At 74.3% G+C, this 25,087-nt stretch carries 24 protein-coding genes; 6 read left to right on the top strand and 18 right to left on the bottom strand.

The window, feature by feature from the left end; translation table 11 throughout:
• The first annotated feature begins 23 nt into the window (after nt 1–23).
• Complete coding sequence (locus ACFSBI_RS11390; protein ID WP_377935002.1) at nt 24–479, top strand: aminoacyl-tRNA deacylase; 456 nt, start codon at nt 24–26, stop codon at nt 477–479.
• A 150-nt stretch (nt 480–629) separates the two neighbouring features.
• On the opposite strand, the gene ACFSBI_RS11395 is transcribed toward ACFSBI_RS11390, so the two are convergent.
• From ACFSBI_RS11395 to ACFSBI_RS11405, 3 genes are all read right to left on the bottom strand, one after another.
• Nucleotides 630–1,697 carry a geranylgeranyl reductase family protein gene (locus ACFSBI_RS11395; protein ID WP_377935004.1) on the bottom strand — a complete coding sequence of 356 codons (1,068 nt, stop codon included), beginning with the start codon at nt 1,695–1,697 and terminating at the stop codon, nt 630–632.
• Nucleotides 1,698–1,737: 40 nt separating this feature from the next.
• Nucleotides 1,738–2,466: a YqjF family protein gene (locus ACFSBI_RS11400; RefSeq protein ID WP_377935006.1), complete on the bottom strand. Its 729-nt coding sequence runs from the start codon at nt 2,464–2,466 to the stop codon at nt 1,738–1,740.
• Nucleotides 2,467–2,566: 100 nt separating this feature from the next.
• Nucleotides 2,567–3,949: a glycine--tRNA ligase gene (locus tag ACFSBI_RS11405; RefSeq protein WP_377935008.1), complete on the bottom strand. Its 1,383-nt coding sequence runs from the start codon at nt 3,947–3,949 to the stop codon at nt 2,567–2,569.
• Nucleotides 3,950–4,127: 178 nt separating this feature from the next.
• Here ACFSBI_RS11405 and ACFSBI_RS11410 point away from each other — a divergent pair, with 178 nt between their 5' ends.
• Nucleotides 4,128–4,460: a P-loop NTPase family protein gene (locus ACFSBI_RS11410; RefSeq protein WP_377935010.1), complete on the top strand. Its 333-nt coding sequence runs from the start codon at nt 4,128–4,130 to the stop codon at nt 4,458–4,460.
• A gap of 79 nt (nt 4,461–4,539) precedes the next feature.
• Here the strand turns inward: ACFSBI_RS11410 and ACFSBI_RS11415 are convergent, their stop codons facing one another.
• Nucleotides 4,540–5,328 carry an isoprenyl transferase gene (locus ACFSBI_RS11415; protein WP_377935011.1) on the bottom strand — a complete coding sequence of 263 codons (789 nt, stop codon included), beginning with the start codon at nt 5,326–5,328 and terminating at the stop codon, nt 4,540–4,542.
• Between the two features lie 22 nt (nt 5,329–5,350).
• Nucleotides 5,351–6,097 carry a DNA repair protein RecO gene (recO, locus tag ACFSBI_RS11420; protein ID WP_377935013.1) on the bottom strand — a complete coding sequence of 249 codons (747 nt, stop codon included), beginning with the start codon at nt 6,095–6,097 and terminating at the stop codon, nt 5,351–5,353.
• A gap of 113 nt (nt 6,098–6,210) precedes the next feature.
• Here recO and ACFSBI_RS11425 point away from each other — a divergent pair, with 113 nt between their 5' ends.
• Nucleotides 6,211–6,438 (top strand): antitoxin, encoded by a 228-nt coding sequence (locus tag ACFSBI_RS11425; RefSeq protein WP_377935015.1) that lies wholly within the window; start codon nt 6,211–6,213, stop codon nt 6,436–6,438.
• Nucleotides 6,439–6,486: 48 nt separating this feature from the next.
• On the opposite strand, the gene ACFSBI_RS11430 is transcribed toward ACFSBI_RS11425, so the two are convergent.
• Together ACFSBI_RS11430 and leuA are read right to left on the bottom strand one after the other, a co-directional pair.
• A complete protein-coding gene (locus tag ACFSBI_RS11430) occupies nt 6,487–6,855 on the bottom strand; it encodes a nuclear transport factor 2 family protein (RefSeq protein ID WP_377935017.1) in 369 nt (122 codons plus the stop codon).
• A 201-nt stretch (nt 6,856–7,056) separates the two neighbouring features.
• Nucleotides 7,057–8,811, bottom strand: a complete 1,755-nt coding sequence (leuA, locus tag ACFSBI_RS11435; protein ID WP_377935019.1) for a 2-isopropylmalate synthase — start codon at nt 8,809–8,811, stop codon at nt 7,057–7,059.
• Nucleotides 8,812–8,991: 180 nt separating this feature from the next.
• Between leuA and ACFSBI_RS11440 the strand changes: the two genes are divergently transcribed.
• Complete coding sequence (locus tag ACFSBI_RS11440) at nt 8,992–9,843, top strand: sulfotransferase family protein (RefSeq protein ID WP_377935021.1); 852 nt, start codon at nt 8,992–8,994, stop codon at nt 9,841–9,843.
• 22 nt (nt 9,844–9,865) lie between these two features.
• On the opposite strand, the gene ACFSBI_RS11445 is transcribed toward ACFSBI_RS11440, so the two are convergent.
• The 4 genes from ACFSBI_RS11445 to ACFSBI_RS11460 form a co-directional block, all read right to left on the bottom strand.
• Entirely contained in the window at nt 9,866–12,352 is a 2,487-nt protein-coding gene (locus tag ACFSBI_RS11445; protein WP_377935022.1) for a bifunctional lysylphosphatidylglycerol flippase/synthetase MprF, read from the bottom strand.
• On the bottom strand, nt 12,349–13,650 hold the full coding sequence (locus ACFSBI_RS11450; protein WP_377935023.1) for an alpha/beta hydrolase: 1,302 nt from the start codon (nt 13,648–13,650) through the stop codon (nt 12,349–12,351). The genes ACFSBI_RS11445 and ACFSBI_RS11450 overlap by 4 nt, the downstream gene beginning before the upstream one ends.
• A 201-nt stretch (nt 13,651–13,851) precedes the next feature.
• Complete coding sequence (locus ACFSBI_RS11455) at nt 13,852–14,424, bottom strand: response regulator (RefSeq protein WP_377935124.1); 573 nt, start codon at nt 14,422–14,424, stop codon at nt 13,852–13,854.
• 70 nt (nt 14,425–14,494) lie between these two features.
• Nucleotides 14,495–15,742 carry a sensor histidine kinase gene (locus tag ACFSBI_RS11460; protein WP_377935025.1) on the bottom strand — a complete coding sequence of 416 codons (1,248 nt, stop codon included), beginning with the start codon at nt 15,740–15,742 and terminating at the stop codon, nt 14,495–14,497.
• A 124-nt stretch (nt 15,743–15,866) separates the two neighbouring features.
• On the opposite strand from ACFSBI_RS11460, the gene ACFSBI_RS11465 reads away from it, so the two are divergent.
• On the top strand, nt 15,867–17,024 hold the full coding sequence (locus ACFSBI_RS11465) for a glycosyltransferase family 4 protein (RefSeq protein WP_377935027.1): 1,158 nt from the start codon (nt 15,867–15,869) through the stop codon (nt 17,022–17,024).
• Between the two features lie 163 nt (nt 17,025–17,187).
• On the opposite strand, the gene era is transcribed toward ACFSBI_RS11465, so the two are convergent.
• From era to ACFSBI_RS11490, 5 genes are all read right to left on the bottom strand, one after another.
• Complete coding sequence (era, locus tag ACFSBI_RS11470) at nt 17,188–18,084, bottom strand: GTPase Era (RefSeq protein WP_377935029.1); 897 nt, start codon at nt 18,082–18,084, stop codon at nt 17,188–17,190.
• On the bottom strand, nt 18,081–19,370 hold the full coding sequence (locus ACFSBI_RS11475) for a hemolysin family protein (protein ID WP_377935031.1): 1,290 nt from the start codon (nt 19,368–19,370) through the stop codon (nt 18,081–18,083). The genes era and ACFSBI_RS11475 overlap by 4 nt, the downstream gene beginning before the upstream one ends.
• On the bottom strand, nt 19,367–19,846 hold the full coding sequence (gene ybeY, locus ACFSBI_RS11480; RefSeq protein ID WP_377935033.1) for an rRNA maturation RNase YbeY: 480 nt from the start codon (nt 19,844–19,846) through the stop codon (nt 19,367–19,369). Before ybeY ends, ACFSBI_RS11475 begins: the two co-directional genes overlap by 4 nt.
• Nucleotides 19,847–19,912: 66 nt before the next feature.
• On the bottom strand, nt 19,913–20,995 hold the full coding sequence (locus ACFSBI_RS11485) for a PhoH family protein (protein ID WP_377935126.1): 1,083 nt from the start codon (nt 20,993–20,995) through the stop codon (nt 19,913–19,915).
• An 83-nt stretch (nt 20,996–21,078) separates the two neighbouring features.
• On the bottom strand, nt 21,079–21,480 hold the full coding sequence (locus ACFSBI_RS11490) for an HIT domain-containing protein (protein ID WP_377935035.1): 402 nt from the start codon (nt 21,478–21,480) through the stop codon (nt 21,079–21,081).
• An 83-nt stretch (nt 21,481–21,563) separates the two neighbouring features.
• On the opposite strand from ACFSBI_RS11490, the gene argG reads away from it, so the two are divergent.
• Nucleotides 21,564–22,979: an argininosuccinate synthase gene (argG, locus tag ACFSBI_RS11495; protein WP_377935036.1), complete on the top strand. Its 1,416-nt coding sequence runs from the start codon at nt 21,564–21,566 to the stop codon at nt 22,977–22,979.
• A gap of 121 nt (nt 22,980–23,100) precedes the next feature.
• On the opposite strand, the gene ACFSBI_RS11500 is transcribed toward argG, so the two are convergent.
• Together ACFSBI_RS11500 and dnaJ are read right to left on the bottom strand one after the other, a co-directional pair.
• On the bottom strand, nt 23,101–23,799 hold the full coding sequence (locus tag ACFSBI_RS11500; RefSeq protein ID WP_377935038.1) for a 16S rRNA (uracil(1498)-N(3))-methyltransferase: 699 nt from the start codon (nt 23,797–23,799) through the stop codon (nt 23,101–23,103).
• Nucleotides 23,800–23,968: 169 nt separating this feature from the next.
• Entirely contained in the window at nt 23,969–25,063 is a 1,095-nt protein-coding gene (gene dnaJ / locus ACFSBI_RS11505; RefSeq protein WP_377935040.1) for a molecular chaperone DnaJ, read from the bottom strand.
• Between the last annotated feature and the right edge of the window lie 24 nt (nt 25,064–25,087).

A 25,087-nucleotide genomic window follows, 5' to 3' on the forward strand; every position in this document is an offset into this window, starting at 1 on the left:
CGCCGCCCCGTTAGCGTGGCGGCGTGGGCACCGAACGCGTCGTCGCCGCGGCTGAGCGGCTGGGCATCGACGTCGAGGTCGTGCAGCGCCCGGCCGCCGACTCGCGCGAGGCCGCGGCGGCGCTGCTCGGTCTCCCGCCGTCCGGGGTCGTGAAGTCGCTCGTGGTCGGTCGCAGCGACGGCACCTTCCTCTTCGCGCTGGTGCCCGGGGACCGGCAGATCGCCTGGGCGGGGCTGCGCGCGGCGGTGGGCGTGAACAGGCTGCGGCTGCCGAGCGCGGACGAGGCGCGGGAGGCGACCGGCTACGAGCGGGGCACGATCACGCCGCTCGGGTCGGCGCACGCCTGGCCGGTGTTCGCGGACGAGCGGATCGCCGGGCGGATCGCGATGGGGGCGGGCGAGCACGGGTTCAGCGCGTTCGTCGACGCGGCCGCGCTGCTCGCCGCCCTGGACGCGACGGTCGCCGACATCAGCGCCTGACGCCGCGTCGTCGCCCTCCGGCCGATGACGGAGGCCCTCGCGATCCTGCTCCTGCCCGTGCCGGGTGAGGACGACATGCGCGCGACGGACGATCGGGCCCCAGGCCCGGGCGAGACGGCTCGAGCCGCGATGTGCAGGTGCTCGCGGCGGTCAGCCGCAGAGGCTGAGGCCCGCCTCGCCGCGACTGAAGCGGACGAAGCGGCGAGCGCCCCGTCCGGTCCGGGTGATGAGCAGGTGCACCGGCGTCGGCGTGCGCTCGAAGAGCGCCAGCAGCCGGGCGCCCGACCGCTGCTCGGGCTCCAGCTCGCGGGCGACGTACCGCTCGTACGCGTCGAGGTCGCCGCGCGCGGCCGCGGCTCCCGAGGCCGCGCCGGAGCGGAGGGCGAACGAGATGCCCTCCCGCGTCCAGGGCTCGAGGAGCCCGGCGGCGTCGCCGGCCACGACCACCCTGCCCCGGCGGACCGGGGAGCCCGGCGTGCGCCAGCGGGTGAGGTGGCCGGACTCGTGGAGCCGCTCGCGGTCGGCCAGCCCGAGCCCGTCCAGCAGGCGCGCCAGGTAGGCGCGGGTGGCCGCACCCTCCCCCTTGCGCTGGATCACGCCGACGGTCAGTCGGTCGCCCTTCGGGAAGACCCAGCCGTAGGTGCCCGGGTCGCGACCCCAGTCGAGGTGCACCCGGCCGTCCCACTCCCGCCCGGTCCCGGCGAGCTCGACCTCGAGCCCGAGGTCGCTGCGCGCGATCCGCACCCCGACGTGCCGCGCGGTCGTGCTCGCGGAGCCGTCCGCGCCGATGACGGCCGCGGCCCGTTCGACCCCGCCGGAGGTGCGCACCGCCACCTCGTCGCCCGTCTCCACCAGCCCGGTGACGCGCACGTGGTCCCGGAACCGGGCTCCGGCGGCGACCGCCGCGTCGACGAGCGCCTGGTCGAGCACCTCCCGGCGTGCGAGGGCGAGGAAGGGCCGTCCGCTGCGGATGCGGCGCGCTTCACCGCCCCGCAGCGAGAAGGACGCCGTGGCGACCCGGCGCTCCACAGCGCCGAGCGCCGCGGGCGGCAGCAGGTCGAGGGACGTGCCGAGCAGTCCGCCGCCGCAGGTCTTGTACCTCGGGAAGCGGGCGGCGTCGAGCAGCAGCACCCGCGCACCCCGTTCCGCGGCCACGCGCGCGGCGGTCGAGCCGGCGGGACCCGCGCCGACGACGACGACGTCCCACCGCTCCCCCACGGGTGGATTGAACCGCACGGCGCCTCCGAGCGCGACGCGGTCAGGCGGGCGCGGAGAAGCGGGTCGTCACGCCGGGCGAGAAGAGCACGGAGTCCGGCGCGCGCTCGGCGAGCGCCGGGAAGCCCGCGGCGGCGAGCAGCTCGTCGTCGAGGTCCAGCAGCTCGGCCGACCGCAGCGGCCACGCCTCGTGCTCGTTGCGCCAGTAGCGGGTCGCCCCGAGGTGGTGCACGTGCATCGCCCACCGCGCCGTGAGGAACGCGGCCAGGGGGTCCGCCTCCACCGGTCCGCCGAGCCGGACCCGGATCCGGGTGCGGGGCCGGGTCGCGCCCTCGAGCCGCTCCGAGGAGTAGGCGAGCACGTCCCCCTCGCGGCGGGCGCGCATCCGCGCCCAGCGGTACGGGAGCCCGAGGCCGACCCGGGCCGCGAGCACCGGCAGCAGGTGCTGCGCGTCGAGGCTGCGGAAGACGACGCTGCGCCGCCCGCGGTCGTCCACCGCGTAGAGCCGCACGTTCGTCTCGAGGAAGGTGCCGAGCCACGGCACGACGGGCAGCGGCGGGAAGGCCGTCCGCTCGAGCCGGAACGGGATCAGCCCGACCCAGCTCGCGCCGTCGTCGGTCGTGTCCGGGCGCGTCCCCTCGGGCAGCCAGGGCGCGACCTCGGCCGGGTCCACCCGCCAGTGCAGGAAGACCGCGTCGGCCCAGTGCTGGCGGATCACCGCGCGCCCGGGCAGCGGCCGCGCCGCGCCGATCGACTCCGCTCGCTCGACCACGCCGCCAGTCAACCGCGCCGCGCCTGCGCATCCGGGCGCGTTCCGGACATCCGGGCCCGCCGGGGCGCGGCCGGATGTCCGCAACGGACCCGGCTCGGCGTCACGCCCCGATCAGAGCCGCGCCCAGGTAGCTGCGGAGGCGGTCGAGGCCGACTCGGTCCTGCTGCATCGTGTCGCGCCCGCGCACGGTGACCGCCTGGTCGTCGAGCGAGTCGAAGTCGACGGTGATGCAGAACGGGGTGCCGATCTCGTCCTGCCGGCGGTACCGGCGGCCGATGGCACCGGCGTCGTCGAACTCGACGTTCCACTCGCGGCGGAGGTCGGCGGCGACCTGCTTCGCGAGCGGCGAGAGGCGCTCGTTGCGGCTGAGCGGCAGCACCGCGGCCTTCACGGGGGAGAGCCGCGGGTCGAGGCGCAGCACCGTGCGCTTGTCGACGCCGCCCTTCGTGTTCGGCGCCTCGTCCTCCGCGTACGCGTCGACGAGGAAGGCCATCAGCGCACGGGTCAGCCCGAACGCCGGCTCGATCACGAACGGCGTCCAGCGCGTGTTCTGCGCCTGGTCGAAGAACGACAGGTCCTTGCCCGAGGCCTCCGCGTGCGTCCGGAGGTCGAAGTCGGTGCGGTTCGCGACGCCCATCAGCTCGCCCCACTCGCTGCCGGTGAAGCCGAAGCGGTACTCCACGTCGACCGTGCGCTTGGAGTAGTGCGACAGCTTCTCCCGCGGGTGCTCGTACAGCCGGAGGTTGTCCGCGGCGATGCCGAGCTCCGTGTAGAAGCGGTACGACTCGTCGATCCAGTACTGGTGCCAGGTCTCGTCGGTACCCGGCTCGACGAAGAACTCCATCTCCATCTGCTCGAACTCGCGGGTGCGGAAGATGAAGTTGCCGGGGGTGATCTCGTTGCGGAAGCTCTTGCCGATCTGGCCGATGCCGAACGGCGGCTTCATCCGCGACGCCTGCACGACGTTCGCGAAGTTCACGAAGATGCCCTGCGCCGTCTCGGGCCGCAGGTAGTGCATCCCCGCCTCGTCGTCGACCGGGCCGAGGAAGGTCTTCATCAGGCCGGAGAACGCGCGCGGCTCCGTCCACGAGCCCGGCTGGCCGGTCTCCGGGTCGCGGATGTCGGCGAGGCCGTTCTCCGGCGGGTGGCCGTGCTTCGCCTCGTACGCCTCGATCAGGTGGTCGGCGCGGTACCGCTTGTGCGTGTGGAGGCTCTCGACCAGCGGGTCGCTGAACACCTCGACGTGGCCGGAGGCCTCCCACACCTGACGCGGCAGGATCACAGCTGAGTCGAGGCCGACGACGTCGTCGCGGCCCTGCACCATCGTGCGCCACCACTGGCGCTTGATGTTCTCCTTCAGCTCGACCCCGAGGGGCCCGTAGTCCCAGGCGGAGCGGGACCCGCCGTAGATCTCCCCCGACTGGAAGACGAAGCCCCGCCGCTTGGCGAGGGCGATGACGCTGTCGAGCGAGCTGGCGGCCACGGATCTCCCGTCCTGGACCCCGCAGGCTGCGGGGTCGCTGTGTCGGTCCGAGAGCCTAGCGGCGGAGCGCCTCGGGACCCGGACCGGTCGCGGTCACCGAGGTGCGGTCATCAGGTGCAGTTGTGGCCGCACGGCGCACCGCAACTGCACCTGAGGACCGCAGGAGCAGGATGTCCCGGTGACGGAGCGGCGCACCACGGCGACGGCGCGGCGGATCCTGGTGGCCGGCTCCTCCGGCAGCGGCAAGACGACGCTCGCCGCCAGGATCGCGACGCTCAACGGCGTGCCGCACGTCGAGATCGGCGCCCTGCACTGGCGGGCCGGCTGGACGCCGAGCGCGACCTTCGAGGCGGACGTCGCCGGGCTGGTCGCCGGTGGGGCCTGGATCACCGAGCTGCAGTACCGCCGGGTGCTGCCGGTGCTCGCCTCACGGGCGGAGCTGCTGATCTGGCTCGACCTGCCCCGGCCGCTCGTCCTGGTGCGGGTCGTGCGCCTCGCGGCCGAGCGCTGATGCGGCCCCCAGGTGCAGTTGCGGTCGCACGAGGCACCGCAACTGCACCTGAGGACCGCACGAGCGGGGCGGAAAGCGGTCAGCGGGCGGCGGTCGGCGCGTCGACCGCCGCGCCGAAGCGGCGCTCGCGGTCCGCGTACTGCGCGATCGCGTCCCAGAGGTGGGTGCGGCGGTAGTCGGGCCACAGGGTGTCCTGGAACACCATCTCGGCGTAGGCGGACTGCCACAGCAGGAAGTTGGAGGTCCGCTGCTCCCCCGACGAGCGGACGAACAGGTCGACGTCGGGCATGTCGGGGAGGTACAGGTGCCGCGCGATCGTCTTCTCGGTGATCGCGTTCGGCTTCAGCCGGCCGGCCGCGACCTCCGCCGCGACCTGCCGCACCGCGTCCTGGATCTCGACGCGGCCGCCGTAGTTGATGCACATCGTCAGCGTGAGCGTGCGGTTGTCGCGGGTCAGCTGCTCCGCGCTCCGCAGGTCGCCGATCACCGTGCGCCACAGCCGCGGCGTGCGCCCGGCCCAGCGGATGCGCACCCCCCACTCGTTCAGCTGCTCGCGCCTGCGGCGCAGCACGTCGCGGTTGAATCCGAGGATGAAGCGCACCTCGTCGGGCGAGCGCGTCCAGTTCTCCGTCGAGAAGGCGTAGGCCGACAGGTGCTCGACCCCGGCCTGGAGGGCGCCCGCGACCACGTCGAGCAGCGCCGCCTCCCCCGCCCGGTGCCCCTCGATGCGCGGCAGGCCCTGCCGGTTCGCCCAGCGCCCGTTGCCGTCCATCACCACCGCGACGTGCTTCGGCACCCGCGCGAACGCCGGCGGGTGCTCGCCCGTCCAGTCGACGGGGCGGATCGGATCCAGCTGCACGCGCGCCATCAGCCCTCGCCTCCGCCCGGGGTCACGCGCTCGCCGCCGGCAGGCGCGGGGCGCGGTCGAGGTGCCCGAGGGACTTGAGGCCGCGCTCGAGGTGGAACTGCACGTAGGCGGCGATGACGCCGGAGGCCTGGCCGCGCGTGCGCTGCGCCGCCGCGTCGGCGACGTCCCACTCCCCCGACAGCAGCGCGCCGAGCAGCTCGATTGTCTCGACGGACAGGCGCGGCACGCCGGGCGGGGCGACCTCGTCGGCGACGACCCCGCCGAGCTGCGCGACGAAGGCGGTGTGCGGACCGGGCGCCCCGGTGACGGCGCAGTCGCCGAAGGTCGGCGCCCAGCCCGCGATCGACAGCGCCCGCAGCAGGTAGGAGTCGAGGATCAGCGCGGGGTCGTGGTCCTGCCGCGCGAGCGAGCGCAGCGCCCCGATCAGCAGCAGGTACTGCGGCTGCGACGCCTCGTCGGTCAGCCGGTCCGCGGTCTCGAGGATCACGTTCGCAGCCGTGAAGCCCGCGTAGTCGGTCGCGATCGACGCGCCGTAGGTGCCGATCGACTCGGCCTGCTGGATCACGTCGAGGCTGCGGCCCTCGTAGCACTGCAGGTCGACGACCATCGCCGGCTCGAGCCGCGCCCCGAACCGGCTCGAGGTGCGGCGCACGCCCTTCGCGACCGCGCGGATCTTGCCCCGCCGCCGGCCCAGCATCGTCACGATGCGGTCGGCCTCGCCCAGCTGGTGGGTGCGCAGCACGACGGCCTCGTCACGGTAGGTGGGCACGGCACCATTCTCGCGCCGCGCGCCGACACCCGGCTCCCACCGCATCCTGCGGTTCGCCGTGTAGCCAGGAGGGGCGCGGGAGCGACCCGTGCGCGCACACGGAGGGAGCGGCCATGGCAGGACTGTTCGACAAGGCGAAGGACGCGCTGAACAGCGACAAGGGCGAGAGCACGAGCGACTCGGTGCTCGACAAGGCGGCCCGCTTCGCCGACGAGAAGACCGGCGGCAAGCACACCGACAAGATCGAGCAGGCGCGCGACGCCGCCGACGACCGGGTCGGGAACGAGGGCTCGCAGCAGGGCCGCACGACCGACCCGACCACGAGCCGCGACCGGATGTAGGCGGACGACCGTCGGGCGGTGGCGCGGGGCCGCGTCGCCGCCCGACGGTCAGGCGGCCAGCGGGTAGGCCCGCGCCTCATCGAGCGAGGCGAACCGGTGGATGCTCGAGATCGAGCCGTTCCGGAGCCCGAAGGACGAGAAGACGGTGACCGGCGTGCTCGTGCCGTCGCTGTCCCAGGTCGCATCCTGCTCCACCACGATGCCTCCCGGCACGTCGTAGCAGTCCCGCGGCATCAGCCGCACCCCCGCCGTCTCCACCCATCGGCGCATCTCGTCGCGTCCTGCGGCCTCGCCCTTGGGGCCGCTGACGACGACGTCCTCGGTGCAGGCGGCGGCAGCAGTGGCGCCGTCCTTGTTGTTCACCGCGACGTGCCAGATGACGATGACGGAATCGAGGGTCGAAGTCGTGAGCGTCATGGGCCAAGGGTGCCGGACGTGCGGCCGACCCGCCAGGACCGTTCACGGAATGTTCGCCCTGCGGCGCCGATGTTCGCGATCGACGAACGGTGGAGGGGCTGCGCGGCCCGATCCTGCCCCGACTTCCGCGGGCACCGCCGAATGGTCGCGGCCGACGCCCGCGGGCCGGGAAGGTCTCAAGCCCCGGCCCGCAGGCCGCGATCAGACGAGGGCGAGCTCGCCGACCTGCGACCGCACCGCGCGGTTGACGCTCGAGACGATCGCCTTCAGGGACGCGGTCGCGATGTCCCCGTCGATCCCGACGCCCCAGAGCCGGACGCCGTTCACCTCGAGGTCGACGTAGGCGGCCGCGCGGGCGTCGCCGCCGGCGCTGAGCGCGTGCTCCACGTAGTCGTAGAGCGAGATCCGGAACCCCTGCTCCCCCATGACCTTGAGGAACGCGTCGACCGGGCCGTTGCCGCGCGACTCGACGTCCCGCACCTCGTCGTCGACGCGCAGCCGGACGCCGAGCTCGACGTCGCCGCTCATCTCGCTCGACGTGCGGGTGCGCAGCACCTCGAAGCGGCCCCACTTGGCCGACGGCTCCGGGTTCGGAAGGTACTCGTCCTCGAACGCCGCCCAGATCTGGTCGCTCGTCACCTCGCCGCCCTCGGCGTCCGTCTTGGCCTGCACGACGCCGGAGAACTCGATCTGCAGCTTGCGCGGCAGGTCGAGGGCGTGGTCGGTCTTCAGCAGGTACGCGACGCCGCCCTTGCCGGACTGCGAGTTGACGCGGATCACGGCCTCGTAGCTGCGGCCGAGGTCCTTCGGGTCGACCGGCAGGTAGGGCACGGCCCACTCCAGCTCGTCGACCGGCTTCCCGGCGACCTCGGCGGCCGCAGCCATCGCCTCGAAGCCCTTCTTGATCGCGTCCTGGTGGCTGCCCGAGAACGCCGTGTAGACGAGGTCGCCGGCCCAGGGGCTGCGCTCGTGGACGCGGAGCTGGTTGCAGTGCTCGGCGGTGGCGCGGATGCGGTCGAGGTCCGAGAAGTCGATCTGCGGGTCGATGCCCTGCGTGAACAGGTTGATGCCGAGGGCGACCAGGTCCACGTTCCCGGTGCGCTCGCCGTTGCCGAACAGGCAGCCCTCGATGCGGTCCGCGCCCGCCAGGTATCCCAGCTCCGCCGCCGCGATCGCGGTGCCGCGGTCGTTGTGCGGGTGCAGGGACAGGATCACGTGCTCGCGGTGGTCGAGGTGCCGGTTCATCCACTCGATCGAGTCGGCGTAGACGTTCGGCGTCGCCATCTCGACGGTGGCGGGCAGGTTGATGATCACGTTGCGCTCCGCGGTGGGGACGAACACCTCCATCACGCGGTTGCAGACCTCGGCCGCGAACTCGAGCTCGGTGCCCGTGTAGGACTCGGGCGAGTACTCGTAGTAGACGGTCGTCTCCGGCACCGTCGCCTCGTAGCGCTTGCAGATCCGCGCGCCCTCGACCGCGATGTCCACGATGCCCTGCCGCCCGGTGCGGAAGACGACGTCGCGCTGCAGCACGCTCGTGGAGTTGTACAGGTGCACGATCGCCTGCTTCGCGCCCCGGATCGACTCGTAGGTGCGCGCGATGAGGTGCTCGCGCGCCTGCGTCAGGACCTGGATCGTGACGTCGTCGGGGATCGCCCCCTCCTCGATCAGCGAGCGGACGAAGTCGAAGTCGGTCTGGCTGGCCGACGGGAAGCCGACCTCGATCTCCTTGTAGCCCATGCGCACGAGCAGGTCGAACATGATCCGCTTGCGCTCGGGGCTCATCGGGTCGATCAGCGCCTGGTTGCCGTCGCGGAGGTCGACGGCGCACCAGCGCGGCGCCCGCTCGATGCGGTTCGCGGGCCAGGTGCGGTCGGTCAGGTCGACGCGGAACTGGTCCAGGTAGGGGCGGTACCGATGCACGGGCATCGGGGACGGCTGCTGCCGGTTCTGCATGGGAGTGCTTCCTTCATCTCTCGTCGGGGTGCGGCCAGCGCGAGACTCCGCGACGAGGAGGGCCGGTGGTCTAGGCCTCGTCGCGGCGGCGAAGGAGGAGGAGCGCCGAGAGCATGGCCGCACCCTACCAGCCGGAGATCCGGGCGGGCCGGTCCATGTCGGCACCGGCACGATGGACGCGTGAACCCTCTCCGCGCCCTGAACGACGCGCTGCAGCGCACCACCGGCCTGCGGGTGACGAGCCCCGCGGCCGTCCCGCCGCCCGCCGAGCCGCGACCGCCCCGCGGCCCGGAGGACCGCCTCGTGACCGCCCCCGTCTTCCTCATCTCCAGCGTGCGCTCCGGGTCGACGCTGCTGCGCGCCGTGCTCGACAGCCACTCGCAGGTCTGCGCGCCGATCGAGCTGCATCAGCGGCGGCTGCACGTCACGATGTCGACGCCGCCGGCGGAGCAGGCCATGACGGCGCTCGACCTGAACAGCGCCGACCTCGAGCACCTGCTCTGGGACCGCCTGCTCCATCGCGAGCTGCAGCGCAGCAGCAAGCGGATCGTGGTCGAGAAGACGCCGAGCAACGTGTTCGCGATGGGCAGGCTGACGACCTGCTGGCCGGACGCGCGGTTCGTGTTCCTGCTGCGCCACCCCCTGTCGGCCGCGCGCTCGTGGCACGAGAGCAAGCCGGCGGAGCGCCCCATGCCCGCCGCGATCGAGCACGTCGGCCGCTACACGCGGGCGGTCGAGTCGGCGCGGAAGCGGCACCCGGGGCACTCGCTCCGGTACGAGGACCTGGTCGCCGACCCGGAGACGGAGACGAGGCGCCTCTGCGAGTTCCTCGGGGTGCCCTGGGAGGAGTCGATGCTCGACTACGCGGCGGTCGAGGGCGGCCGCGAGGGCGAGTTCGTCAAGGGCATCGGGGACTGGTCCGACAAGATCCGCAGCGGCCGCATCCAGGAGGGCAGGCCGCTGCCCGCGGCCGACGAGGTCCCGCCCGCGCTGCGGGCCGTGGCGGGCGCGTGGGGCTACCCGGTGCCCTGAGCGGTCGTCCGAGCGGTCGCGCTCACCGATCCGCTCCGGCTGCCGCCGGCGCCTCGGGCCGCAGCGCGTCGACGATGCGGCGCGCGCCCCGCAGCACCGGCTCGGGCAGGTACGCCCGCGCGACGGCCACGGTCACCGCGGGCAGCGCGACCGCGTCCGGGACCGCGAGGACCTGCGTGCGGTGCTCCGGCTTGAACTTCTCCTTGTAGGCGGCCAGCGAGCGGAAGCCGTAGGCGGGCTCGAGCCGGCGCGCGATCACGGCCAGCAGGCGCTCGACGCGGTCCTCGCCCTGCTCGTCGACGCCCGACAGCGGCGCGACCGACAGGCTCACGAACTCGAGCCCGCGCTGCTGCGCGATGCCGATCACGCTGGCGATCAGGAACTCCATCACCCCGTTCATCGAGACCGGGTCGCGGCGCATGAAGTCGAGCGTGAGCCCGACGAGCTCCCCGTCCCGCCACGTCGGCAGCCAGGAGGTCACGGCCTCCACGCGGTCGCCCGGCCCGACGGCGAGCATGAGGCGCACCTCCGGGTCCTCCAGCTCGGCCTGGCCGCCGAGGGTGAAGCCCAGCTCGGGCAGCCGCCGCTCCGCGACCCACTCCTCGCTGATCGCCTCGATGCGCGTCCGCTGCACGAGCGGGAGCGACGCCCAGTCCGTCCACATCGCGCGGACCCCGGCCCGATCGGCGCGGTTGAAGGAGGACCGGACGTCCTGCCAGTGCTTGCCGCGCATGGTGAACGCGCCGGGGTCGATGATCGTGTCCTCGCCGACCTCGACGGTCGCCCAGGCGGCGCCCGGGCCGCCGAGCGCGGCGGCGAACTCGGGGCGCACGGCGTAGAACGCGGGGATCAGCCCGCGGTCGTCGCAGTGCAGCGCGAAGGCGCGGGCCGCGTCGTCGGCGCCCTCGGCGGGGCCGGCCGGCTCGCCGACGGTGAGGGCCACGCCGCCGGCGTCCCGGTACGCGATCGCGTGGGCGCCGTCCGGGCTGAACCAGGTGCGGTTCCCGGCCCAGGTCGTCATCCAGCCGATCGAGCCGTTCGAGCCCTCGCGCAGCAGCGCCCGCAGCCGCTCCTGGTCGCGGGGCGTCGTGGTGCGTCGGACGCTGAGCGCGACGCCCGCGACCGCGACCAGCAGGACGGTCCAGAACGCGGCCCCGATGCCGCCGCTGAGCAGGTCGGCGACGGGGCCGACCGGCACGATCTCCGGTCGCCGGAAGCGCAGGAACCCGGTGGGCACGAACCGCTGGGGCAGGTCGAGCAGCAGCTGCGCGGCTGTGGGCGTCGGGTGGAACTGGCCGCGGACCAGCAGGCCGACCAGCAGCCAGGCGCCGATGCCGATGCCGGCCGCCGCCACGACCGAGGCCCCGCCGACGACGAGCGCGCGCCGCGTCGGGAGCACCCCGCACCACCTCCGGCCGAGGAAGGAGGCCACCGCGACGGCGAGCGGCACGAGCACGGCCAGCACCGACTGCACCGTGACGGCCGCGCGGAGGTCCTGCACCTGGTCGGGGTCGCCGAGGACCGGGAGGAGGCCGTAGTAGACCGCGCCGAGCACCGCGAGCAGCCCGCCGACCGCGGTGGCGGCCCACGCCCCCACGGCACGGCCCTGGAGCACGGCGGCCGCGGCGACCAGCAGGACCAGCAGCGGCAGCACGCTGAGCAGGAGGGGGCCCGGTCCGTTCAGGTGCGCGAGCCGCGCCGCCTCGAGGCAGCGGGCGGCGGTCGGGTCCGCGGCGCAGCGCTCGCGGACCCCCGCCGCGAAGGGAAGGGGGTCGTGGAAGAGCCGGCCGAGCGGGCGCAGCAGCCCGTACCCGCGCGGCTGCACCGCCGCGATGAAGGGCCCGACCGCGGACACGGCGATGCCCGCGGCGAGCAGCGTCCGCGACTCGTGGCTGGAGCTGCGGGGGAAGACCGGCCGGGCGGAGCGCCGGGTCATCACCGCGCCGGCGACGAGGCCGACGAAGGCGCCCGCGAGGTGGTCCAGGTCCTCCGGCTGGCCGGAGTAGAGCAGCAGGACCACGAGCGCGGTGAGCCCGATCAGGCGGATGCGCCGGCGCCAGAGCGGCCCGCACCAGGCGCTGCCGGCCAGCAGCACGCCGAGCACCGGGGTCTCGGGCTGCAGCGTCGCGAGCGTGATCGGCGGGGTCGTCCAGACGCCGCGGGCGAGCAGCCCCGCCGCCTCCAGGCCGACGCCGAGCAGGCCCCCGCCGATGCCGGTGAGGAGCCAGAGGCCGAGCACGCGCCCGTGCCCGACGAGGCGTTCGAACCCGCCGACCACCAGCACCAGCGCGGCGAGGACGAGGATCAGCTCGACCGGCCCGCTCGCGAGCAGCAGCGACCCGAGCAGCGTGCCGACCCGGCCCTCCTCGACGAGGGCGCGGACGCTGAGCCCGAACGCCTGCCGCGTCCCGGCGTCGGGGCCGAGGAGGGACCGCGTCGCCACGGCGACGACCAGGGTGACGGCGGCGAGCGCGATCCCGACCGCGCGGTCCCGTGCCCAGCGCCTCATGCCGGCAGCCTCCACCACGACGTCAGCTGCTGGAGCCCCCAGGACAGGCCGGCGCTGCCGGTGTTCCAGTTGTGGGCGAGGGCCGGGAAGACGCGGTAGGAGGTGTCCATCCCGACGCTGCGCGACGCCTTCGCGAGCTGCGGGGCGTCGGCGCCGTAGCGCTTGTCCAGGCCGCCCACGCTGTAGATCGCGCGGGTCCGCGCGTAGTGGCCGATGCGGTGCATGACCGCGATGGGCTTCGCCGCCTCGTAGGCCGCCCGGCTCCCCCCGAAGCCGACCGCGATCGTGTGCGCGACCGAGCGGTTGAAGGGCGCGAGCTCCGGTGACACCGCGATGAACGAGCTGAAGATGCCGGGGTGCTCGGTGCCGAACTGCACGGCGCAGGTGCCGCCCTCCGAGAAGCCGGCCACGGTCCACTCCTTGCGGCTCGCCGCGACGGGCAGGTGGTCGAGGATCCAGTGCCGCACGTCGACGGTGACGTAGGTGGCGACGTTCCCGAGGCGGGAGTCGAGGCACATCGGGTTGGCGGAGTAGGACCCCAGCTGGTCCGGCACGACGACGACGGGTGCGACGCCCTCGTGCTGCGCCGCGATCGCGTCGAGCGTCTTCTGCAGGCCGCCGGCGAGGAAGACGTCCGACGGGCCGCCGGGTTCCCCCGAGAAGGCGATGACGACGGGCAGTCGCGGCGGGTGCGCGACCCGAGCGGCGGGCGGGAGGTAGACCCAGGCGGCGCGGCCGTGCCAGTGGGAGACCGTGCCGGGGATCTGCTCGGTCCCGACGGTGCCCGTCCGCGGCATGTCGGCCGGCGGCCGCCACGTCGCCAGCGAGCGGTCCTGGCCCGCGGCTTCGTCGAAGGCCAGCGACCCGACGCCGGTGTCGCCGAACGCGTCGCCGAGCGTCGGGTAGTAGGCGACGTCGCGGTTGATCATCATCGCGGAGGCCGCGAGCACCGCCGGGATCGCCACGACCGCGAGCGCCTTCCGCCACCAGCGCGTGCGCACCAGGTTCACGACGGCGACGCCGACCCCTGCGCCGCCCGCGGCGGCCGCGGCGCGGATCACCGTGGAGGCCGCGACGCCGAAGACGTCCTGCACGTCGACGACCTGCCAGACGGCGACGAGCCCGACGGCGGCGCCGATGCCCGCCGCGAGCGCGGTCCAGCCGATCCGCGTCCGCGTCCGGCCCGCCGTGCCGGGGCGCGGCAGCACCAGCACGACCACCAGCAGGGCGGCGACGACGTAGACCGCCGCCAGCACGCCGACGTCCTCGATCGGGATCGAGCGCAACCACCCGGGCACCGGGGTCTCCTTCCGTCCTGCGTCCCCATCGCGGGGCCGCGTGATGGTGCCGCCCGCCGGTGCTGAGCGGGGCAAGCGACGCCCATGCGGACCCTATGGAACGGCTCGGAGCACCCTGAGGCGACCAGGGCGACGTGTGCTAGCGCTCAAGCATCTCGCAGGGGATGTCGGCCGGCCTCGTCCGGTGCCTTCGGCGCGCGTTCAGCCGCCGTGCGCGTGCACGACCAGCTGGACGCGGTCGCGCAGGCCCAGCTTCGCGAGCACCCGCGACAGGTGGGTCTTCACGGTCGCCTCGCTGACGTACTCGTGCGCGGCGATCTCCGCGTTCGAGAGCCCGCGCCCCGCGAGCTCGTAGATCTCGCGCTCCCGCGGGCTGAGCGCCGCGAGCCGGTCGTCGTCCCGGCTCCGGTTCGAGCCGAAGGTCTCGAGCAGGTGCCCGATCGCGGCCGGCGCGATGACCGCGGCGCCCGCGTGCACGGTGCGGACGGCGGCGAGCAGGAACTCCGGACGGGCGTCCTTCAGCACGAAGCCGGAGGCGCCGGCCCGCAGCGCCCGGGCGGCCGCCTCGTCGAGGTCGAAGGTGGTGAGCACGAGCACCCGTGGCCGCTCCCCCGCCGCGGCGATGCGCTCGGTGGCGGCGACGCCGTCCATCCGCGGCATCCGGATGTCCATCAGCACGACGTCCGGATCGGTGCGCTCGACCTCGGCGAGCGCGGCGGCGCCGTCCGCCGCCTCCCCCACCACCTCGATGTCGGGCTGCGAGTCGAGCAGCATCCGCAGGCCCGAGCGGAACAGCGCCTGGTCGTCGGCGAGGACGACGCGGATCGGTGCACCGGTCCCGTCGTCAGCCACGGGAGCCGGTCGCCTCGGCGGGCGCGAAGAGCGCGAGCAGGGGGTTCGGCTGCGCCTCGGGCGGCGTCGGCGCCGCCGCTGTCGGCTCGTCTGCGGCGAGGGGCAGCGCGACCCGGACGCGGAACCGGCCGTTCGAGCCGACGCCCGCGCTGCAGTCCCCGCCCGCGTCGACCGCCCGCTCGCGCATGCCGAGCACCCCGTGGCCCGCGCGCTCCGTGGCCCCGAGCGCCTCGTCGGGCACGCCGTTCGTCACCGTGAGCACGACCTGCCGCTCGCCCCAGTCGACCTCGAAGCCGACGGGCCGGGCGCGGTCGCCGTGCCGCATCGCGTTCGTCAGCGCCTCCTGCGCCACCCGGTAGAGCGCGATGCCGGGGTCGCGCTCCATGCGCCGGGGCTCGCCGTACACGGCCTCCTCGACCTCGACGCCCAGACCCCGGACCCCTTCGACGAGCGCCGCGAGGTCCGCGGGGCCGGGCACGACCCCGGCGTCGCCGCTGGTGCGGAGGTCGTGCAGCATCGTGCGCACCTCGCCGAGCGCGCGCCGGGCGGTGTCGCTGATCGACTCGAGCGCGGGGGCGACCGTCTCGGGCTTCGTCTCCGCGGCGAAGCGGGCGCCGTCGGCCTGCGCGATCACGACGGCGAGCGAGTGCGCGACGACGTCGTGCACCTCGCGCGCGATCCGGTTGCGCTCGAGCTCGACGAGCACGTCGCGCTCGGCGGCCTCGCCGCGCTGCGACGTCTCCGCGAGCGCGACCTGCAGCGTCGAGGCCTCCCGGAGCTGCCGCACGACCCAGCCGATGCCCGCGGCCCCGCCGCCCAGGGCGAGCACGATGACGAAGCTCGGCAGCCCGGAGTTCAGCAGCGCCAGGAGGGCGTCGAGGCCGAGCAGCGACCAGCCCGCGATCCGGATGCGCCGGTCGTCGCTCAGGGACGTGCCGAGCACGACGAACCACGCGGTCGCGGACGCCAGCACGCCGCCCGAGTTGACGGGTGTGCCGTTCGCCGCCCCGAAGAGGACGATGATCAGCGCGAGCAGCGAGAGCGCGAGCGCGAGCACCGGTCGGGTGCGCCAGAAGACGAGGACCAGGACGGCCGGGATCGCGTAGACGAAGGCGAGCCCGCCGTTGCGGCCCAGCTCCGAGGTCCAGATCGTCCAGAAGCACAGGGTCGCGCTCAACGCCGCGACGAGGGTCCGGAAGGTCCGATTCGTCAGCGGGACGCGGAGGAGGCGGGTGATCACGGCGACAGAGTAGGGATCGAGCAGGCCCGTCGAACCATTCGGACTCGCGAATCATCCTCGCAGCGGACCCTGATCCACCTCGCGGGGCTGCTGCGCGACACGGGTGGCCCGATCGACTGCCGTCATGCGCATCGCGATCGTCGTCGACTACTCCCTGGACCTGATCGGCGGGGCGCAGCGCGCCGCGCTGAACGAGGCGACGGCCCTGCTGCAGGCGGGGCACCACGTCCTCGTCGTCGGGCCGCGGCCCGCCCGGTCCCTCGAGGTCGCAGGCGCCTCGGTGCTCTGGACGGACGGCCGCCGGCTGCCCGCCCTCGACTTCCCGCTCGTCGCGGACGACGCGGCGCTCCGCGACCGGCTCAGGGCTCGCTTCCGGGCGGAGCGGATCGACGCCGTGCACCTGCACAGCGAGTTCGGGCACGCCGCGGCGGCCCGTGCGGCGGCCGCGCGGCTGGGGCTCCCGGTCGCGCACACGGTGCACACCGCGTACTGGCCCGCAGTGCCCGCCCCGCTCGCGCCCGCCGCCCGCGGGCTGCTCGCCCGGCTCGCCGGGCCGGTGCCGCGACGGACGCCGAACCCGCTGCTCGACCACACCCTCGCCGCTGCGGCGGCCGCGGACGCCGTGGTGTCGCCGTCGGCGCACCAGGCGGCGGACCTCGCCCGCCTCGGCGGGCCCGTCGACCTCGTGCTGCTGAACTGCGACCCGACGCCGGCCGAGCCGGTGCCGCTGCCGGACGTCGACCACCTCCGCGTCGCCTGGATCGGCCGCTGCGTGCCGGAGAAGCGCCTGACGACGTTCGTCCGCGGCGTCGCCCTCGCCCAGCGGCGGCTGCCGGCCGGGCGGCTGCGCGTCGCGATCGCCGGGGCCGGGCTGTCGCTCCCGGCTGCGCGGCTGCTGGCGACGAGTGTCCCCGGTCTCGTCCTCCTCGGCCGCCTCGACCGCACCGCCGTCCGCACGCTCCTCGACGCGTCGCACCTGTCGGCGCTGACCTCCCTCGGCTTCGACAACCAGCCGATGACGATCGTCGAGTCGGTACGGGCGGGCCGCGGCGTCCTGCACACCGATCCGAGGCTGACCGAGGGGCTCGACCGCGCGGGGCTGCTCGTCGCGGAGCCGTCGGCGCGCGGCATCGCGGACCTGCTCGTCGAGCTCGCGCTCGACCCCGCCCGCGTGCGCCGAGCCGCCGACGGCGCCCGCACGACCGCGAGGATGTTCTCGGCGGAGGCGCACCTCGCGGGCCTGCTGCCGCTGCTCGCCGGCCGGCCCGCGCTCGCGGCCTGAACCGCGGCTGTGCAGGGCGCAGCGACACGAGCGGCGTTGCGCAACACCGACCGTGTCGCTGGGCGCTGCACCACGGGCGGAGGTGGTCTCGAGGCTCCGCTGCGCTCCGCACCTCGACCAGCGGGGTGGGCTGCGCTCCGCACCTCGACCAGCGCGAGCGCCCCTAGAAGCCGAGGCGGCCCAGCTGCTTGGGGTCGCGCTGCCACTCCTTCGCGACCTTCACGTGCAGGGAGAGGAAGACCTTCGAGCCGACCAGCGGCTCGATCTGGGCGCGGGCGGCGGTCCCGACCTCGCGCAGCCGCGCGCCCTTGCGGCCGATCATGATGATCCGCTGGCTGTCCCGCTCGACCCACACGTTCGCGTAGATCCGGGTCAGGCCGTCCTCCTCCTCGACGTCGTCGACGGTGACGGCGAGGGAGTGCGGCAGCTCCTCGCGGGCGCCGGCGAGCGCCGCCTCGCGGATCAGCTCGGCGATGCGCTGCTCGAGGGACTCGTCGGTCACGGCCTCCTCCGGGTACAGCGCCGGCCCCTCGGGCATGAGCGCGAGCGCCTCGGTCGCCAGCACGTCGAGCTGGATGCCGTCCTGCGCCGAGACGGGCACCACGGCCGCCCACTCCCCCATCGCGTCGACGGCGGCGAGCTGCTGCACCACCCGGTCGCGCGGCACCGCGTCCAGCTTCGTGACGACGGCGATCCGCTTCGCGCGCGGCGCCTCGTCCAGGCGCGCGTGGATGAACCGGTCGCCCGGCCCGATCGGCTCGCCCGCGGGCACGCAGAACCCGATCACGTCGACGTCCGCGAGCGTCGCGGCCACCACGTCGTTCAGCCGCTCCCCGAGCAGGGTGCGCGGGCGGTGCAGGCCCGGGGTGTCGACGACGACCAGCTGCCCGTCCGGCCGGGTGACGATGCCGCGGATCGCGCGGCGGGTCGTCTGCGGCTTCGGCGACGTGATCGCGACCTTCTCGCCGACCATCGCGTTCATCAGCGTCGACTTGCCGACGTTCGGCCGCCCCACGAACGTGAGGAACCCGGAGCGGTAGCCGCCCTGCCGGTCGGTCATGCGCCCACCATCCCGGCCGCGCCCTCCGGCTCGTCCTCGTGCACCAGCACCTCGACCAGCACCCGAGTGAGCCCGCGGCGGCGGCCCTCGATGTGATCCGCGGTCAGCGCGAGCCCGTCCACCTCGACCCGGTCGCCCTGCATCGGCAGCCGGTCCAGGTGCTTCGTCAGCAGGCCACCGACCGAGTCGACGTCCTCGTCCTCCACCTCGCGGTCGAGCAGGTCCGACAGCTCGTCCAGCTGCATCCGCGCCGGCACGAGCCAGCGGTCGTCGCCGACCGGCTGCGCCTCGGGCGCGTTCCGGTCCGACTCGTCGGTGATCTCGCCCACCAGCTCCTCGATCAGGTCCTCCAGCGTCACGAGGCCGGCGATGCCGCCGTACTCGTCGACGACCATCGCCAGGTGGTTCGCCGCGGTCTGCATCTGGCGCAGCGTCTCGTCCGCCTTCTTCGAGTCGGGCACGAACAGCACCGGGCGGGCCAGCTCGGCCGCGGTCGGCGGCGTGCGGCGCGGCTGCTCGGTGAGCACCCGGGCGACGTCCCGCAGGTGCAGGACCCCGATGATGTCGTCGGCGTTGCGCGCCCGCACCGGGACCCGGGACAGCGCCCGGTCGAGCAGCACCCGCATCGCCTGATCGGCGGCCGTCCCGCCGTCCACGGTGACCATGTCGGTGCGCGGCACCATCACCTCGCGGATCACGGTGTCGCCCCACTCGAAGATGGAGTGGATCAGCTCGCGGTCGTCCTGCTCGACGACCTGCGCCTCGGTCGCCTGGTCGACCATGCTGAGCAGCTGCTCCTCGCTGCTGATCGCGGCGTTGCGGGGGCGCCCGGGCGTGACGCGGTTGCCGATCAGGACCAGCAGGTCCGCGAGCGGCCCGAGCAGCAGCCGGGCGCCGCGCACCACCGGCGCCGCGGCGCGGAGGAGTCCACGCGGGTGCGCCCTGCCCACGCTGCGGGGGCTCGCGCCGACGAGCACGAACGAGACCGCGGTCATGATCAGGGCGGCGACCAGCAGCGTCAGCCACGGGTTCTCGAACGCCGGCGCGACGGCCAGCGTCACCAGCACGGCCGCGGCGGTCTCCGCGAGCACGCGCAGGAAGTTCACCGCGTTGCCGTGCGCGCCGGCGTCCGCGGCGATCGCGAGCAGGGCGCCGCGGAACCGCGCGCGGAGCGCGGCCTCCTGCAGCTCGGCGCGCGACAGCGACACCATCGCGGAGTCGCACGCGGCCATGAGGCCGCCGAACGCCACGAGCAGGAACGCGGCGACGAGGAAGAGCGGGGTCATCGGGACTGGCGTCGCTGCTGCTGCCGCTCCTGCACGGCGAAGCCGACGAGGATGTCGCGCTGGATGCCGAACATCTCCCGCTCGTCCTGCGGCTCCGCGTGGTCGAAGCCGAGCAGGTGCAGCAGCCCGTGCGCGGTCAGCAGCTGGATCTCCTCCAGCGTGGAGTGGCCGGCGCCCTTCGCCTGCGACTCGGCCACCTGCGGGCACACGACGATGTCGCCGAGCAGCCCGGGCGGGGTCGGCGCGTCGTCGGTGCCGGGCCGCAGCTCGTCCATCGGGAAGCTGAGCACGTCGGTCGGCCCCGGCTCGTCCATCCACTGCACGTGGAGCCGCTCCATGGCGGCCTCGTCGACGAACAGGATCGCGAGGTCCGCGTCGGGGTGCACGTGCAGCAGGTCGAGCCCGAAGGTGACGAGCCGCTGCACGGCGGCCTCGTCGACCGCGAAGCCGGACTCGTTGTTGATCTCGATGCTCACCGCACGACTCCTGAGCCCGCGTCGGTCTCGATGCTCATGCGCCCGCCCCCGTGCCGGTCCCGACGCTCATCGGTGCCGACCGGTGTCGCGGCGGTCGCGGTCGGCGGCACGGCGGTCGGCGCGGTTCGCCGGCGGCCGGTAGTCGGTCGGCGGGCGCGACGGCCCCGGCTCCGCGCCGCCCTGCCGCTCCGGCCGCCGCGCCGCCGCGGCCGCCTGCCGCTCCTCGTCGTAGCGGCTGTAGGCGTCGACGATCCGGCCGACCAGCGAGTGCCGCACGACGTCCTCGCTGCCGAGCCGCGCGAAGTGGATGTCGTCGATGCCGTCGACGATGCGCTGCACGGTGCGGAGGCCGGAGACGTTGCCGGGCAGGTCCACCTGGGTGATGTCGCCGGTGACGACCATCTTCGAGTTGAAGCCGAGCCGGGTGAGGAACATCTTCATCTGCTCCGGCGTCGTGTTCTGCGCCTCGTCGAGCACGACGAACGAGTCGTTCAGGGTGCGGCCGCGCATGTACGCGAGCGGCGCGACCTCGATGGTCGAGGTCGCCATGAGCTTCGGGACCAGCTCCGGGTCCATCATCTCGTTCAGCGCGTCGTAGAGCGGGCGCAGGTACGGGTCGATCTTGTCCGTCAGCGTGCCGGGCAGGTATCCGAGGCGCTCGCCGGCCTCGACCGCGGGCCGGGTGAGGATGATCCGCGAGACCTGCTTGCGCCCGAGCGCCTGCACCGCCTTCGCCATCGCCAGGTACGTCTTGCCGGTGCCCGCGGGCCCGATGCCGAAGGTGATCGTGTTGTGGTCGATCGCCTCGACGTACGACTTCTGACCCAGGGTCTTCGCCCGGATGGACCTGCCGCGCGCGGTGACGATCACCTGCCCGAGCAGCTCGGAGGGGTGCGAGTCGCGGTCCGCGTCGAGGATGCGGGCGGAGCTGTCGACGTCGACCGGGCCGAGGTCCTGCCCGTTGCGGACCATCGCCAGCAGCTCCTCGATCAGCCGCTCGGCCGCCCGCACCTGCGCGGGCTCGCCGTCGAGCGTGATCTCGTTGCCGCGGACCAGCACCTCGACGAGCGGGAACTGCTTCTCGATCTGCCCGAGCAGCCGGTCCTGCGGGCCGAGCAGCCGCACCATGGCGATGCCGTCGACGGCCATGCTGCGCGTCTCGGACCCGGCGGCCGGGTAGCGGCGGGTGACGGAGCGGGCCGTGCGGCCCGCGGGGAGGTCGTCCGTGTCGGTCAAGAGGTCCGTTCTGCGGGTTCGGGCATGCCCGCGGTCATCGTGCCCTCGCCGAGGTCGTAGGCGGTGCTCGCGAGGACGTGCGCGTGGACGTGGAAGACGGTCTGGCCGGCACCGGCGCCGGTGTTGAAGATCAGTCGGAAGTCGGTGGCCCCCTGCTGCGCCGCGGCGAGACGGGCGACCTCGACCATGTGCGCGAGCAGCTTCGGGTCGTCCGCCGCGAGCGCGACGACGTCCGGGTACGCCTGCGTCTTCGGGATCACGAGCAGGTGGATCGGCGCCTGCGGGTTGATGTCGCGGAGCACGAAGACGTCCTCCGTCGACAGCAGGACCTCGCCCGGGATCTCGCCGCGCAGGATGCGCGTGAACACCGAGGGCTCCGTGCTCGCGTGCTCCGCCATGGCCGAAGAGCGTACCCGCGCGCACCCCGGGGGCGCTGCCCGCGCGGGAAGGCGGAGCGCGCCTGCCGGTAGCGTCTCGTCCCGTGTCGAAGATCCTCTCGGACCTGCCCGTCGGCGAGCGCGTCGGCATCGCCTTCTCCGGGGGCCTGGACACCTCCGTCGCGGTGGCCTGGATGCGCGAGCAGGGCGCCGTGCCCTTCGCCTACACGGCGGACCTCGGCCAGTACGACGAGACGGACCTCTCCGCGCTGCCGGACCGCGCCCGCTCCTACGGCGCCGAGGGCGCGCGGCTCGTCGACTGCCGCGCGGCGCTCGTGGAGGAGGGCCTCGCCGCCCTCGCCTGCGGCGCGTTCCACATCCGCGCCGGCGGCATGCCCTACTTCAACACCACGCCCCTCGGCCGCGCGGTCACCGGCACGATGCTCGTGCGCGCGATGGCGGACGACGGCGTCTCCATCTGGGGCGACGGCTCCACCTTCAAGGGCAACGACATCGAGCGCTTCTACCGCTACGGGCTGCTCGCGAACCCGGACCTGCGCATCTACAAGCCGTGGCTCGACCGCCGGTTCGTCGGCGAGCTCGGCGGCCGCGCGGAGATGTCCGCCTGGCTGACCGAGCGCGGGCTGCCCTACCGGGCCAGCGCCGAGAAGGCGTACTCGACCGACGCGAACATCTGGGGCGCCACGCACGAGGCGAAGAAGCTGGAGGACCTCGACGCCTCCATCGAGCTCGTCGAGCCGATCATGGGCGTGAAGGCCACCGACCCCTCCGTCGAGATCGCGACCGAGGACGTGACCGTCGGCTTCGAGGAGGGGCGGCCGGTGTCGATCGGCGGGCGCCGCTTCGACGACGCGGTCGCGCTGGTGCAGGAGGCGAACGCGGTCGGCGGCCGGCACGGCCTCGGCATGACGGACCAGATCGAGAACCGCATCATCGAGGCGAAGAGCCGCGGCATCTACGAGGCGCCGGGCATGGCGCTGCTGTTCCTCGCCTACGAGCGGCTCGTGAGCGCGATCCACAACGAGGACGTGCTCGCCTCCTACATGACGGAGGGCCGCCGGCTCGGCCGCCTGCTCTACGAGGGCCGCTGGCTCGAGCCGCAGTCGCTGATGCTGCGCCAGTCGCTGACGCGCTGGGTGGGCCTGCCGATCACCGGCGAGGTGACGATCCGGCTGCGCCGCGGGAACGACTGGACGATCCTCGACACCGTCTCGCCGAACGCGACGTACCACCCCGACCGCCTGTCGATGGAGCGCACGGAGGACGCGGCCTTCAGCCCGGACGACCGGATCGGCCAGCTGACGATGCGGAACCTCGACCTGGCCGACTCGCGCTCGAAGCTCGAGTTCTTCGACGGCCACGCGGTGCTCGGCTCCACGGTCGCGGACCTCGTCGGCGACCTGACCCCCGGCCGTGCGTCGCACATCGCGAGCTCGGGCAAGGACGACTCCGCCGAGGACGCCCTCGACGCCGCGGCGATGGAGTTCGGCACCGACTGACCCGCGATCGCGTCCGCGCGCGCATTCGCTCGCACCGCCCGCGGATTCGCCGCACAGTGCCGGAATCGCCCGCCAGCAGCGCCGAATCCGTGACCTGGCTCCGAATACGCGGACGGCGGGGTCAGGGCCAGCGCGGGGCGAGGAGCGCCGCGAGCGCGGCGGGGCCCGCGGTCGAGGTGCGCAGCACGTGCGGGCCGAGGCGCGCGCGGGCCGCGCCCGCCGCGTCGAAGGCCGCGAGCTCCTCGGGGGCGATGCCGCCCTCCGGGCCGACGACGAGGGTCGCGTCGCCGGGCGGGAGGTCCGCGATCCGCACGGGCGCGCCCGGCTCGAGCACGACGAGCCCGGGCAGCGCCGCGACCTCGGCGGTCGAACGCAGCGGCAGGACCTCCGCGGCCCACGGGCGCATCGCCTGCTTGCCCGCCTCCCGAGCGATCGCCGCCCAGCGCTCCCGGCCCGACTCGACCTTCGCGCCGGTCCAGCGGCTCACGCTCCGCGTCGCCTGCCACGGGACGATCGCGGCGACGCCGAGCTCGACCGCGGCCTGCACCGCCTGCTCGTCGCGGCCGCCCTTCGCGAGCGCCTGCACCAGCGTGATCCTGGGGCTCGGCTCCGGCTCCTCGCGGAGGTCCAGCACGCGCAGCTCGACGCGGTCCCGGGCGACGGCGACCGCCTCCGCGTCCGCGGTGCGGCCGCGCCCGTCGCCCACGACGACCCGCTCCCCCGCGCGCAGGCGGGCGACCTGCGCCGCGTGCCGCGCCTCCTCGCCCGTCAGCTCCGCGTGCTCGGCGGAGAGCGCGGTCGCGAGGTAGAAGTGCGCCATCAGCGTGCGGGGGTGGTCTCGAGGCTCGCTGCGCTCGCACCTCGACCAGCGGAAAGGCTCGCTGCGCTCGCACCTCGACCAGCGCAGAGGCTCGCTGCGCTCGCACCTCGACCAGCGGCGCGGGAGCGGGCCCGCCCGGGATCCGGGGCGGACGGGAGCGCGGGGAGCATCAGACGCCGAGGAAGCGGTCGCGCAGCTTCGTGAAGAGGCCCTGCTGGAAGTGCGCGAACTGCGGCGGCTGCGCCTTGCGGCGGCCGGCGAACTGCCGGATCAGCTCGCGCTCCTTGTGGTCCAGCTTCGTCGGCGTCAGCACCTGCACGCCGACCTTCAGGTCGCCGCGCCCGCCGCCGCGCAGCCGGGTGATCCCGCGGCCCGCGATCGTCAGCACGTCGGCGCTCTGCACGCCGGGCCGCACCTCGAGGTCCACGGGCCCGTCGAGCGAGTCGAGCGTGATCGTGGTGCCGAGGATCGCGTCGCTCATCTGCACCTCCAGCGTCGCGAGCAGGTCGTCGCCCGCCCGGCTGAAGGTGTCGTGGTGCCGCACCTTGATCTCGAGGTACAGGTCGCCGGCCGGGCCGCCGGCCTGACCGATCTCGCCCTGGCCCGCCAGCTGCAGCCGGAGGCCGGTCTCGACGCCCGCGGGGATGTCGACGGCAACCGTCTTGCGCGCGCGCACCCGGCCCTGGCCGGCGCAGTTCGTGCACGGGTAGGGGATGACGGTGCCGTAGCCGCGGCAGACCGTGCAGGGGCTCGCCGTCATCACGTTGCCGAGCAGGGAGCGGACCGTGCGCTGGATCTGGCCCGACCCGTGGCAGATGTCGCAGGTGCGGACGGTGGTGCCGGGCTGGGTGCAGGCGCCGTCGCAGACGTCGCAGAGCACGGCGGTGTCGATCTCGAGGTCGCGGTGCACGCCGAAGACCACGTCCTGCAGGTCGATCTCGACGCGCAGCAGGGCGTCCTGGCCGCGCTCCTGCCGCGACTTCGGGCCAGCGGCGCGGCCGCCGCCCCCGCCGAAGAACGTCTCGAAGATGTCCCCGAAGCCGAACTGCTGGCCGCCGCCCGAGCCGCCGAGGTCGTACTCCTGGCGCTGCCGCGGGTCCGACAGCACGTCGTAGGCGTGCGTGACGTCCTTGAACCGCTCCGCCGCGTCGGCGCCGGGGTTCACGTCGGGGTGCAGCTGGCGCGCCAGCCGCCGGTAGGCCTTCTTGATGTCGTCGGCGGAGGCGTCGCGGGCGACGCCCAGCACCTCGTAGTGGTCAGCCACAGCGGTTCCTCCTCCCGCCTGCGC

Source organism: Amnibacterium endophyticum (assembly GCF_042680685.1).
Taxonomy (GTDB): Bacteria; Actinomycetota; Actinomycetes; order Actinomycetales; family Microbacteriaceae; genus Amnibacterium; species Amnibacterium endophyticum.